The sequence below is a fragment of the Helicobacter pylori genome (genome assembly GCF_014496485.1).
GTDB classification, from domain to species: domain Bacteria; phylum Campylobacterota; class Campylobacteria; order Campylobacterales; family Helicobacteraceae; genus Helicobacter; species Helicobacter pylori_DD.
This window is the reverse complement of record NZ_JACTAX010000004.1, coordinates 22,037-34,603: the sequence shown is the minus strand read 5'-3', so window position 1 is coordinate 34,603 and position 12,567 is coordinate 22,037. Positions and strand designations below refer to the sequence as shown.

The 12,567-nt window shown below is 37.6% G+C and carries 9 protein-coding genes and 1 pseudogene; all 10 read right to left on the bottom strand.

What is annotated here, in order from left to right; translation table 11 throughout:
• The 10 genes and pseudogenes from pgbA to IC572_RS03160 all read right to left on the bottom strand — a co-directional run bounded on the left by pgbA (position 1) and on the right by IC572_RS03160 (position 12,465).
• The gene (pgbA, locus tag IC572_RS03205; RefSeq protein ID WP_187855055.1) at positions 1–1,350 is read right to left on the bottom strand and encodes a plasminogen-binding protein PgbA; all 1,350 of its coding nucleotides are present in this window, start codon (positions 1,348–1,350) and stop codon (positions 1–3) included.
• 10 nt (positions 1,351–1,360) lie between these two features.
• Positions 1,361–1,999 carry an NUDIX hydrolase gene (locus tag IC572_RS03200; protein WP_187855054.1) on the bottom strand — a complete coding sequence of 213 codons (639 nt, stop codon included), beginning with the start codon at positions 1,997–1,999 and terminating at the stop codon, positions 1,361–1,363.
• Positions 1,999–3,219, bottom strand: a complete 1,221-nt coding sequence (gene csd3 / locus IC572_RS03195; protein WP_187855053.1) for a peptidoglycan DD-metalloendopeptidase Csd3 — start codon at positions 3,217–3,219, stop codon at positions 1,999–2,001. Before csd3 ends, IC572_RS03200 begins: the two co-directional genes overlap by 1 nt.
• Positions 3,220–3,426: 207 nt before the next feature.
• Positions 3,427–4,177 (bottom strand): annotated as a pseudogene (locus IC572_RS07905) (R.Pab1 family restriction endonuclease).
• Positions 4,164–5,156, bottom strand: coding sequence for a DNA methyltransferase family protein (locus IC572_RS03185; RefSeq protein ID WP_187855052.1), 993 nt, complete (start codon positions 5,154–5,156; stop codon positions 4,164–4,166). Before IC572_RS03185 ends, IC572_RS07905 begins: the two are co-directional and overlap by 14 nt.
• A gap of 45 nt (positions 5,157–5,201) precedes the next feature.
• Positions 5,202–7,523, bottom strand: a complete 2,322-nt coding sequence (gene gyrB, locus IC572_RS03180; RefSeq protein WP_187855051.1) for a DNA topoisomerase (ATP-hydrolyzing) subunit B — start codon at positions 7,521–7,523, stop codon at positions 5,202–5,204.
• Positions 7,524–7,535: 12 nt separating this feature from the next.
• Complete coding sequence (gene dnaN, locus IC572_RS03175) at positions 7,536–8,660, bottom strand: DNA polymerase III subunit beta (RefSeq protein WP_187855050.1); 1,125 nt, start codon at positions 8,658–8,660, stop codon at positions 7,536–7,538.
• Positions 8,661–8,715: 55 nt separating this feature from the next.
• Entirely contained in the window at positions 8,716–9,783 is a 1,068-nt protein-coding gene (locus IC572_RS03170) for a phospholipase A (RefSeq protein ID WP_187855049.1), read from the bottom strand.
• Between the two features lie 14 nt (positions 9,784–9,797).
• Positions 9,798–11,126, bottom strand: coding sequence for a sodium-dependent transporter (locus IC572_RS03165; protein WP_187855048.1), 1,329 nt, complete (start codon positions 11,124–11,126; stop codon positions 9,798–9,800).
• Positions 11,127–11,136: 10 nt separating this feature from the next.
• Positions 11,137–12,465, bottom strand: a complete 1,329-nt coding sequence (locus IC572_RS03160; protein ID WP_033617202.1) for a sodium-dependent transporter — start codon at positions 12,463–12,465, stop codon at positions 11,137–11,139.
• Positions 12,466–12,567: the final 102 nt, after the last annotated feature.

Genomic DNA, 12,567 nt, shown 5'->3' with positions numbered 1-12,567 from the left:
TTATTTTTTACCCGCTTCTAGCGCCTTTCTTCGCTCTTCAAGCTCTTTTTCATCTCTTTCTTGATGCTCTCTCGCTCTTTGTTCAAATTCTCTCGCTCTTTGTTCGGCTTTGGCTTTTTTCTTTTCTTCTTTCAAGCGGCGTTTTTCTTCTTTAGAATTTGGTTTTGGCACTTCTTTTTGAGCGTTGTTCTCTTTAGGAGCGTTTTGTTTTTCGCCTTGTTGGGTGGCGTTATCTCCATTATCTGGCTCTTTAATGGCTTCTTGTTTGATCTCTCGCTCATTTTCTTTGGCATTGACTTTTTCATTGCCTTTATCCATTTCTAAAGCTTTTCTTCTTCCTTCAGTCTCTCTCTCGTCTCTTTCATCATGCTCTTTTTCTCTTTCTTCCAATTCCATAGCCTTTTTGGTGGCTTTGGCTTTTTTCCTTTCATCTCTTAAATAGCGCCCTTCTTCTTTAGCATCAAGTTTGTGCTCTGCTTTTTGGTAGTTTTTCTCTTCTAAAGTGGGAGCGTTTTCTGTGCCTTGATTGGCTTTTTTAGGCTCTTTAATGACCTCTTGCTTGATTTCTCGTTTAATTTCTCTAGAATCAATCTTTTCTTCTTGCTTTTTAATCCTCACTTCTTTGCGTTTTTCTTTTTTCACTAAAGCGTCATAGTAAGCGAAGTAATTTTTAGATTGACTGCCTGAAAAAAGTTTCCCCAGCGTGCCTGCATCAATACCCTCAACCCTAGAAAAAAACGGCGTAGAAGTTTTAGTAACACCGCTTGTATCCAGCTCTCTTTTTTCTAAAATTTCAAAACTCTCACAGCTTAAAATATTGAGCGTGTTCGTGGTTACAATATAAATCACCCCCACGCTATAAACGTTGCATGCTTTTCTTAAATTAGCGATTTTTGGGTCAAACCCATTCAAAAAAGTAACCAACAAATCAGAACTAATAAAATTAATATCAGTATTAGTCGCTCTGATTTGCTCATAGATTTCATCATTAGGAGCGATTAAAAACGCTTGGTTGTTGAATTGCCTAAAATAGACTAAATCGCCCTTTCTAGCGACCATTCTTGGAGTGGGTAAATGTCTTTGTTTCATAGACTCAAACGCTCTGAATTTAGCCGTTGCGACTCCATTTTCAACGGCAATAATGACCACTTCAGAATTAACGATTTCATAATCTGAAAGTTTAGTAACGACAAAACCAAACTCCCCCACTTGCAAATCATGAGCAGGAAAACGAATGATTTTTTTAGGCAAATCCACAAATTCTATACTCACTCTTAAGGGTTCTTGCCAAGAGGCTGATTGCAAGCTTATAAAACTCATTAGAAGAAGTCCTATCAAAAGCCTTAACATAAAATTCCTTTTAAACATTTTTAAACTTTTTTAAATGCCATAAAATGGCTAAAGACAATCCGGTGGTTTTAGCGTATTGAAAGTCCATTATAAAATCAAAAGCTTTTGATCGCTCTAAAAACAGCACTTCAATCTTTTCGGCATCAATCCCCCCACCCTTTGAAACTTTCAAATGCGTGCACACTTCAGCGTAATAGAGCGTTTGCAAACTCCCGCTCAACCCGGTCGCACTATAAAATTGGCCTATGGTTTCTAAATTTTTAGGGCTAATTTGATAACCGCATTCTTCTAGCGCTTCTTCGCAAGCGATTTCTTCTAAACTCTTATTAGCTTTATCCACAAGCCCCGCACACAATTCATAAGTGTATCCGTCAATATTTTGATCTTGATCGCGCTTAAAATGAAAACGGCGCGCATAAATGGCTGGACGGAATTGTTTCACAATCACAAAGCAATCGGATTCTTTTTCATAGAGTAAAACCGCCACGCTGTCTAAAGACTTAATAATATCCCATGTTTTCTTAGTATTCTCTTCATTATAATGCATGCGTTTTAATTCTATGAAATTAGAGCTAGAACAAGGCTCTAAATACACACTGGAATCATCTATTAAAGATTTTTGGTTGAAAGCATTCTTAAAATAAGACATTAAAAACCCTCTAAAAGATAAAATGAATTTTTTTCAAAAGAATGGGTTTTAAGAAGTTCTTCTAATTTTTGCTTAGAATGCTGAGCTTTTTCTAAAAAAACCTCTCTTTGCTTGCCGTGTAATTTGCTTTTAGCGGTGCGGATATAGCCTAAAGGATTAATGGGGCGGGAGTTTTTATACACGCCAAAATGCAAATGCGGCCCGGTGCTTAAACCGGTGCTTCCCACTCTTCCTATAATTTGCCCTTTTTTAACGAACGATCCTTTTTTCAACCCCTTAGCAAACATGCTCATGTGAGCATACACCAAGCGCAATTCATTCAAATGGATTTCAACCACCTTCCCATACCCCGCCTTAACCCCTATAAAACCCACACGGCCATCTGAAGCAGAATGGATTAAACTGCCATGTTTAGCCGCATAATCCACGCCGTAATGAGGCCGTCTGACTTTTAAGACAGGATGGAACCTCCCATAAGAAAAAGGCGAAGAAATGCGGGTGTATTTCACCGGGGTTTCTAGTAAAAACCCTGCCACTTCTTGCGCTTTTGAATCGTAATAACGCCCGTTTGAATGGGAAAAGAGATAGTATTGGTTAGAGCGAGAGCTAATCATGGCTATTTTGATAGTCGGCTGCCCGAACGCTTGCCCCACACGATAATCTCTTGTATAAACGATAGCGATTTTATCGTTTTTTGCCAAGCGTTTAAAAGGCACGCTTTTTTTATACGCGTTCATCAATTGGTTGGCTAAAAGGGGGTCATTGGTGGCTTTGACAATATCTTGATAGGGCGAAGTTTGTAAAGAAAGAAGCAAAGTTTTTTCTTTACGAGTGAATATAATGGGGATAAAATCTAAAAAATAATCCTCCCCTTTTTTATAAATATGGATTTGCAAATCCTGGCTTATAGGGATAAGGGCTTGAATGAGCGTGTTGTTAGCATCTCTTAAGGTGTAGTAGGTTACATTGCTTTGGATTTCAGCGCTCAATTCTTTATCTTGAGAGCTCAAATTGTAGTAGAGTTTTTGGGGGATATGGTTTTTTTCTAAAAACCCTAACAGCGTGAGTTTATCCCACACAAGCCTTTCACCCACCAATAAAGTTTGCTTTTTAGCCATTTCATCGGCTTTTAAAAGAACCCCATGGGATAAATGGAGTAAAAAAGCAACCATTAAAGAATAGATAAAATTTAAAATAATTTTCTTATGAAAAAATACCATGCAGTCGTTTAATGCCTTCAATTGAATCTGTATTTTATTAGTATAACATAAGCCATTAAAGAAAAACGATACAAGTTTAAAGCCTAGCCTTGTTTTTATAGCTTTATGAAGCGCGTTTTATTGGTGCATGGTGGTTTCTCATAAATGGTTTTATCCCGTCTTATAGCGTTGGATATTCATTCCCTTTCTAATCAATCCGTATCATTGTTAATTTTGAAGTATTTTTTCTAAAATCTTTAACACATCGTTATAGTGCGCTTGGCTTAAAAGTCCAAAAATTTTAAGCATTTCTAAAAACATAAGAGCGTTGGTTTTATGGATAGTTAAAAGGGCATGTTCTTTGAGTGCAGCCGTTCTATTTAATAAGGGGGTAGCGGTTTTTAATTCCAAAATAGAAAAGCAAAAATACAGCATGGGTTTTAGAGCCGTATTGTTGCTCTCTAATAACGATTTCGCTCAACTGATTATCATTAAAAGAATGAATGAGCAAAGGATAAGAAATGCGTGAGAGCTCAAAATCCATGCCACCAAATTGATGCAATCTAAATCTTTCTCTTGTGATCATAAAATTATCTTCTATAAATTGTTTTTGTTTTTCTAAATATTTTAAAGTATTTTCTAAATTTTCTAAACTGATTAAATTTAATTGCTTAGCGTAATCAATTATTTCGCTCAATTCATAAAGGGTTTTTACTTTATTATTAGCCCCTAAAAAATGATATTTTTCATCTTTTAGGGTAGTGAGCTCCAATTTTTCTTTATCTTTAATGGGGACATCATAACCGATTTGCCACTCTACATAATGTTTTAAACTAAAAGGGATTTTTCTGGTCGCTGTTGAAATGCCATAATCGCTAAAGGCATGTCTGATTTTCACACGCACTTTGCCTGAAATTGAAGTTAAAGGAATGGAAACCTCGATCACTTTTTTATCACCACTAGCTTTAATCAAACTCACAAGGGTGTCCTTGAAACAATTTTTTAAAATATTCTAAACGCACTCTTTTATCTTTCAAAAAAGCGTCTTTAATTTCTAAAAAAGCGAAATGATCAATAATAATATCCAAATTACCAAAATAATAAGGGATTTTAGGGGCGATTTCCTTAAAATAATGGATATATTGGTAATAAATCAATTTATCTTGACTGATATATACCGCATTAGCGCTTGGCACGTTTAAAAAAGTTTTGTTGCGTTTAAGAGCGTTGATGTCTCGCATAGGGAAAAAATAGCCCACGCATGCCCCAACCTTTTTAGCGTTAGGGTATTTATCCACATAATTGGCTATATAGTCAAAATCGTTTAAGCATAGCGTCGTATCGCAATCAGTTGGAAAAATAAAACGCCTAATATCTGCATAGTCCATTCGCCCTCGCTCATATAAAGCTATCACAATAGGAAATTCGTTACTCTTAGTGAAAGATTTAGAAGAAACAACCAAAGCGTCTAAAAGCCTGTAATGATCCTTAAATAGCTTTAATTGCTTAAAATTAGCTTCTTTGATAAGATAAGACAAAGGGTGTAACACGCAAATAAACGCCGGCTTTAAAATCGCGAAAGATTTTAAAAAACTTATCCCTAAATCCCTAGATTTCAAATCGTTGTCTATCTCAAAAATGAAATCTTTATTTTTAATATCTTGTTTGATAAAGGAAGTTCTATCGTTATAGGGGGGATTGCCCACAATGATTAAAGGCTCATCTTGGCTAATGCCATAATTTTCTCTTTTAGGATTGGCTAGAGCGTTTATCATTAAAGCACCACACTTAGGGTCAATATCCGCTCCTATTTTTTTAGGGTGGTGGAGTTTTAAAAACTCTTTATTGCCACATGCGGTGTCTAAAAGCGTGTAGTTTTCAATACCAACATGCTTTTTTAAAAGCCTGTAAGCATAATCCACTAAATAAGGGGGCGTGTAGTAAGCCCCTAAATTCACGCTCTCTTGTTTGGTTAAATGTTTGGGAGTGGCGATTAAAATCCCTTACACATCTAGTTGCTTCACATCTTTAGCATGCGCTTGGATAAAGGCTCTTCTAGGCTCCACTTCATCGCCCATGCAAAGCGAAAAGACTGCATCGGTTTTTTCTAAATCTTCAATTTTGAGTTTGATTAAGCTGCGGTTTTCTTTATGCATGGTCGTTTCCCATAAATCATTAGGGTTCATCTCGCCTAGCCCCTTATAGCGCTGGATATTCGCTCCCTTTTTAGCGTAATTTTCCACTTCTTCTAAAAACGCCAAAATGTCCTTATTTTCTAAGAAATCTAAATTATACTCCATAAGCTTTTGGTAAGTGTAATGCGCTTCTTCAAACAACACTTCTTTAAAGAGGTTGTCATCTAGGTTAAATTCCACCAAGCCTTTAGGGGTTTGCGCATGCAAATGCAAGCTTTCTTCAGTAGCAAAAGAGCGTAAGATCTGATAATTCAAGCCCTCTAATTTTTCTAAAATGTTTTTTTCTAAAACTTTCATATCAAAGCTTAAAGCGTCCTTAGTTTCAATGAGAAAGCGTAAAATTTCTAGCAAGTTGTAGCGTTTTTCTAATTCCAAAAGCGCGTAGCGGTAATGGCGAGCCACTTTTAACAAATTCATCAAATCGTTCTTGCCAATCCCCTCAATATCCACCGAATTGATGCCATGCTCAATTAAAAAATGATCCAAAGCGACGCTGTCTTTAAGATAAATTTCTGTCTTGCCTTTCTTGTATTTATAAAGAGGGGCTTGAGCGATATAAACATGCCCTTGTTCAATCAGCGGGCGTAAATAACGATAGAAAAAAGTCATCAGCAAGGTTTGGATATGGCTCCCATCCACATCAGCATCGGTCATGATAATGATTTTATGATAGCGCAATCTTTCTATATCAAAACTCTCTTGAATGCCACACCCAAAAGCCGTGATCATGTTTTTAATTTCTTCTGATTTTAGGATTTTTGACAAATGGCTTTTTTCCACATTTAAAATCTTACCTTTTAAGGGCAAAATCGCTTGAAAAACCCTATCGCGCCCTTGTTTAGCGCTCCCGCCCGCGCTATCGCCCTCCACTAAAAAGATTTCACTCTCTAAGGGGTCTTTACTCTGGCAATCGGCTAATTTTCCAGGCAAGGTGCCGACACTCAAATTATCTTTTTTCCTTGTAAGCTCTCTGGCTTTCTTACTGGCTTCTCTAGCCTTTGCAGCTAGTAGGGCTTTATTGGCGATGATTTTGGCTTCGTTGGGGTTTTCTTCTAAAAATTGATGGATTTTGTCATAGACTAATTTTGAAACCAACGCGCGCGCATACGAACTGCCGAGTTTGGATTTAGTCTGCCCCTCAAACAAAGGCTCGCTCATTTTCAAGCTCACAACAGCGATCAAGCCCTCTTTAATGTCTTCAGAAATGGGGCGCGACTCTTTGGTTTTAATGTTATTGTCAATGTATTGCAAAATCGCCTTAGACAAGCCCATTTTAAAGCCCGCCTCATGCGTGCCACCCTCAGAAGTTTTAATGTTATTCACAAAGCTTAAAGTGTTTTCATTGTAATCATCAGCATACGCTAAAGCGACCTCTATAGAAGTGCGCGTTTCTTCATCCATGCTTTTAAACGCAATAATGGGGGTGAGCAATTCTTTTTTGGCGCTGTCTTTCACGAATTGTTTCAAGCCGTCTTTATAGAAATAAGTTTCTTGCAGTTGGGTTTTTTCTTCTTTGAAAGAAATTTTTAAGCCGTCGTTAAGATACGCCATTTCTTTGAAGCGCTTTTGTAAAATACCCGCTTGAAATTCAACGACTTCCATCACGCTTTCATCAGGGAAAAATTCAATAGTCGTGCCGCTTTCTTTAGCACTTTTAGTCTTGCCAATGATTTCAAGCTCGCTAATGGGGATACCCTTTTCAAACTCTTGGCGATAGAATTGACCCTCTTTTTTAATCGTCATGATCAAGCGTTTACTCAAGGCGTTCACAACCGAAACGCCCACGCCATGCAAACCGCCTGAAACTTTATAAGTATCGTTATCAAACTTGCCCCCCGCATGCAAAATCGTTAAAACCACGGTGCAAGCGGGGATTTTTTCCGTGGGGTGAATATCTACAGGAATGCCTCGCCCGTTATCTTCTACAATGCATGACCCCTCACTAGTCAAAGTGATATTAATCGTATCGCAAAAACCCGCCATGCTCTCATCTACAGCGTTATCTACGACTTCATACACCATGTGGTGCAACCCACCCACATTGGTATCGCCAATATACATTCCAGGGCGTTTCCTAACCCCCTCTAAGCCTTTTAAAACCTTAATACTATGGCTCTGGTAATTTTGCATTCAAATCAGCCTTTATAATGTGATTGGCATCATCAAAGTGGAAATTTTAGCACTCAAGTGGCTTTGCTTTTCATCAAGAGGCTCTTGGATCAAAAAAGGCGAAGAAGGCTCATTGCATTTTAAAACAAATTGCGTTGTCCCTAAAGCGTTTAAGGCTTCAAGGAAAAATTTAGCGTTCACGCCCAAATGAAAGGCTTTTTCAATATCCAAACCTTTTTCAATCTCAACAGAGGTTTTAGCCGTTTCGCTATGCTCAGAATCCAAAGATTCGAACAAAGCGTTGTTTTTTTCTAAAGTGAGTTTAATGGTGGAGCTTAAAGAACTGCACAATTTAATGCTCTCTTTAAATTCTTCCTTGCCTAAAGTGAAAGAAGAAATGTATTCTTTAGGGAGGATTTTTTGATAATCAGGGTAATTCCCATCAATGAGCTTGGTGAAAAAAGTGTGCGTTTCGTTTTCAACCACCGCTAGCATGCCATCGCTTTTAAAACTGAAATTTTCATAAAAAAGCTTAAGGATTTCTAATAAAGCCCTTTTAGGTAAAATGCAAGAAATATCTTCTTCAGTGGAATGGATAGAGATTTTTTCTAACTGCGTGTAAGAAAGCCGTTTGGTATCCGTGCCTACCACCGAAAGGGTTTGATGTTTTTGATCAAATTGCATTAAAATACCGGCTAATTCCCTTTTATGGCTGGTTTGCTCAATCACAGGAGCGATCTTTTTAAACGCATCCACTAAAAAGGGGGTATTGACTTCTATACTCACTTTGGGATCAATAACAGGGAATTCAGGGAACTCATCAGCGTCAAACATGGGGAGTTTGAAAGAGCTTTTATTTTGTTTGATCACCAAGCTGTCATCTTTAGTCTCTAAAACAATATTAGAGTCTTTTAAACATGAGATAATATCCAAAAACTTTTTCCCGTTGATCGTGCCTACGCCCTCTTTATCGCTAGATTGCGTAAAAATATAGCTTTTTAGCCCAATATCGGAATCGCTAGCCTTTAAAAAAAGCTTTTCTTTAATGACTTCTAAATGGATGTGTGAAGCAATAGAAGAAGCGTCCTTTTTATCCAAAAAAGCTTGCAAGTAGCGCAAAGCATTTTCTAAATCGTTTTTACTAACACTGATTTTCATAGCTGAATAATCCCCTTGAATTTTTGTCTTAATTATAGCATAAAAGAACGCTTTTTTAAGGGTTTAAGCGTATTCCTACCCCTATACGATTGGAAAAAACATCGTATTCATACAAGCCATCGCCATAGCCGTTAAACCACTGCGCATAAATCCCCACAAAAGGGTTAATGCGGTAGGTGTAGCCTAAGCGGAAAGCTCCATGCCAGCGATCATAACGCCAGTATTGCGTGAAAATATCATAAAGTTGCAATTCAAAATGGTGGCGCCCTCTCCTGTAATCAACTTTAGCGTTCCCATACCCCATGTAATCAATCAAATTAGGGTTGGACTGATCATAAGGGACATAGGGCCAATAAGCGACCATGATTTTCAAACCTCCCTTTTCCCACACCAAACGAAACACAGGGCGTTGCCCCGCGCTCACCGAACGACACCCCCCCCAGCGCACGTCTTTTTGCCCGTTGTAATCTTTAACGATCACAGGCCCTCCTGGGAATTGGTTTTCAGGATTACCTTCTTTATTAAAAGGCTGGTAACATTGCGCGCCTCCCACGCCATTAGAAATGTGCTGCCAACCTATCCAAATTTCAGAAAAATTCCCTATTTTACCCCCAAAAGGTTTAAAATTAATAGGATAAACATAGATGAGTTCAGGCATGAAATTCATCATTCGCATGGGAGCGGATTGGGGGTCATTATAAATTTGAAACCAGTTAGTTTGGGTATAAGCCAAATAAAGCGTGCCTTTAGTCCAAAGAATATGCCTAAATACAGGCACTCTAAAACTAATTTGGAACTTAAACTCATTGCGTTGGTAGGGGTTGATATTAGGGTGGTACCATTGAAAAATGGGGGTGAAACTATGATAAAAAGGCAAAAAATAAGTGCCTAGATAATCCATCATGTTTAAATATTTTTTAGCAAAATCCACCCAAGAATGTTCTTTGGGGGCTTTTTGTGGAGGGAGATACCAGGCATTGGACAAATCGTTTTGCGTTTTAATGATGTGCAAATCCTGTTTGCGCAAATAGTAGTTATAATCTATCTTAAAATTATCTTGTGAAAATTTTTTGCCTTCTAACTGACAAACTATAAAAACCATAAAGAGCCAAATGCTTTTCATCAAGTATCTTTATTTCACTTAAATTGCAAGATGAAAATCGCTAAAATCACTACAGGCGCGATAAAACGAACGCTAAAATGCCACGCTTTAAAAGCGTTTATATTAAAGAAATGCTTCGTGGCTAAAAAAGAGCGCTTTTTATTTAAAACCCACCCCACAAATAAGACTGAAAACAAGCCTCCCAAAGGCATTAAAAATGAAGAAGTGATGAAATCTAACCACCCAAACACGCTCTTATGAGCGAAGCTTAAAAACTTAGCGTATCGTTCATTCATAGAAAGAATGACTAAAACGCCTAAAACATACACAACGATCCCTATCCATAGCGACGCTTGAAGGCGCGAGAAATTAAAACGATTGATTAAATAAAGCGCTAAAGGCTCTATTAAAGAAACCGTGGAAGTGATCCCAGCAAAAACAAGCGCCATAAAGAAAAAGAGCGAGACAATCTGTCCGCTCATGCCCATTTTAGCGAAAGTCAAAGGTAAGGAAATAAAAACAAGCCCTGGCCCTTGAGACACATCTGCATGGTATTCAAACACAAAGGTAAAAATCATCACCCCGGCAATGAGAGAGATTAAAATACCCGGTAAAACAATAAATAAAGAGCTTTTAAGTAGATTTTCTTTTTTAGGCGTAAAAGCCGAATAAGTAATGATCGTGCCTACCCCCAAACTCAAAGAAAAGAACATCTGCCCTAAAGCGTCCATCACAACCTTAAAATCAATCTTTTGAATCTCAAAATTAAATAAAAAGCGCAAAGCCTTAGGCATGCTTTCTAAAGTCATCGCATAGATTAAAAGCCCTATAAAAATCACAAACAATAACGGCATCAGCACGACATTTAATTTTTCAATCCCCTCTTCAATCCCCCTAGAAACAAACCATATTGTCGGTAATAAACATGCGCTAAAGCCAATAACAGGCCAGATCAAACTGCCATTTTGGAGCATGCTAAATTGCATTTTGGCTTGCTCTAAATCTTTAGGCAAATCAAAAGTTACTACAAAAAGATAGTAAAGCACCCAGCCTAACACCACCGCATAAAAAGATAAAATGAGAGGGCCGCCTAAAATAAAAAAGGAAGTGAAAGGGTAGTATTTTTTCCTTCTAGGATCTAAGATTTGATAATTAGAAACAACGTCTTTTTTACCCAAATTCCCAATCAGCATTTCTACTAAAAGCATAGCAATGCCTAAACTCAAGGTTAGCACTAGGTATAAAAGCACAAACGCGCTCCCCCCATTATGACCTACCATATAAGGAAAGCGCCAAATATGCCCTAAACCGATAGAGCTACCCAAAGTGGCTAAAATAAAGCCTAATTTAGAAAATTTTCCCATGCCAAATATTTTAATAAATCTTGCTCAACCAAATAGAAAACACAATTAAAGGGGTGATGTATTTAAGCAAGAAATACCAAGTTGCAAACAATTTAGGGCCTAAAAAGTGCACGCTCAAAAGACGCAATTTTTCTTTTTTCAAAACCCAGCCCATAAAAATAAAGGTTGCCATCCCGCCTAAAGGCATGATAATGGTGCTTGAGGCAAAATCCAACCAATCAAAAAGACTTTTTTCAAAGAAAGTGAGATAGTCTTTATAATCCTTATGGAGCGAGAAAATCAACACCACGCCTACGATAAAAATTAGCGCTACAAGACCCCAAGTAACCTTAAAACGAGAGTATTGATACTTTTCGGTAAGATACATCACGCTTGGCTCTAATAAAGCCACCGTAGAAGTGATGCCAGCAAAAGCGAGCGCGAGCAAGAAAAGAATTGAAACAAGAACGCCTATCGCTCCCATTTGGCCAAAAACCACCGGTAAAGAAGTGAAAATTAACCCTGTGCCTTGTGAGACATTAGCCCCATATTCAAACACAAAAGTGAAAATCATAAGCCCTGCCACAAGAGAAATCAAAATCCCTGATAAAACCACCCAAATAGTGCTTTTAAGCAAATTCTGCGTTTTATCCGTAACCGCAGCGTAAGTGATATTGATCCCTAAACCGATGCTTAAAGAAAAGAAAACCTGCCCCAAGGAATAAGTGAACACTTGAGAAGTCAAATCTTTTGGCTTGAAATCAAACATGAAATGGAAAGCTTTAGAAAAAGAATCCATGCTCATCGCATAGAAAAGCAAACCAAAAAAAGTGGCAAAGAGTAAGGGCATTAAAACCAAATTGAGTTTTTCAATCCCTTCTTTAATCCCTCTAGAAACAATCCATCCGGTTATGAATAAAACGCTAAAAAGCCCTATGGATTGTAACCCTATAGACTGCAAAGTTTGAGTAAAAATTTGTTCAGATTCTTGGATATTGTTAGGCAAATTAAAACTAACACTCACCAAATAATAAAGCACCCAACCTAAAATAGTGCCATAAAAAGTCAGTATTAAAGGCCCAGAAATAAGCAAAAGCCCTGCGTATTTCCAGCGTTTTTTGGGGTTAAGGTCAAGCTCTTTAAAGGCTTCTATTACATTTTTTTGAGTGCTTTGCCCTAATAGCATTTCAGCGATAAACATCGCCGCACCAACGCTTAAGGATAAAAATAAAAATAATAAAACAAAAGCACCCCCACCGCTCACCCCAGTCATGTAAGGAAAGCGCCAGATATGCCCTAAACCTATCGCGCTCCCTAAAGCCGCTAAAACAAATCCTAATTTAGAAAAATGATTACCCATTCTTAACTACCAAACTCCTTGTGAATGATTAAAATTAAAGAGCTATGTCCTTAATCGTCCAACTATTGCTGTATTAATTTTTTGAAATCTTTAGAGATCTTA

Coding starts and splice junctions, on each gene's coding strand:
- pgbA (WP_187855055.1), bottom strand. CDS start 1,350: ATGTTAAGGCTTTTGATAGGACTTCTTCTAATGAGTTTTATAAGCTTG.
- IC572_RS03200 (WP_187855054.1), bottom strand. CDS start 1,999: ATGTCTTATTTTAAGAATGCTTTCAACCAAAAATCTTTAATAGATGAT.
- csd3 (WP_187855053.1), bottom strand. CDS start 3,219: ATGGTATTTTTTCATAAGAAAATTATTTTAAATTTTATCTATTCTTTA.
- gyrB (WP_187855051.1), bottom strand. CDS start 7,523: ATGCAAAATTACCAGAGCCATAGTATTAAGGTTTTAAAAGGCTTAGAG.
- dnaN (WP_187855050.1), bottom strand. CDS start 8,660: ATGAAAATCAGTGTTAGTAAAAACGATTTAGAAAATGCTTTGCGCTAC.
- IC572_RS03170 (WP_187855049.1), bottom strand. CDS start 9,783: ATGAAAAGCATTTGGCTCTTTATGGTTTTTATAGTTTGTCAGTTAGAA.
- IC572_RS03165 (WP_187855048.1), bottom strand. CDS start 11,126: ATGGGAAAATTTTCTAAATTAGGCTTTATTTTAGCCACTTTGGGTAGC.
- IC572_RS03160 (WP_033617202.1), bottom strand. CDS start 12,465: ATGGGTAATCATTTTTCTAAATTAGGATTTGTTTTAGCGGCTTTAGGG.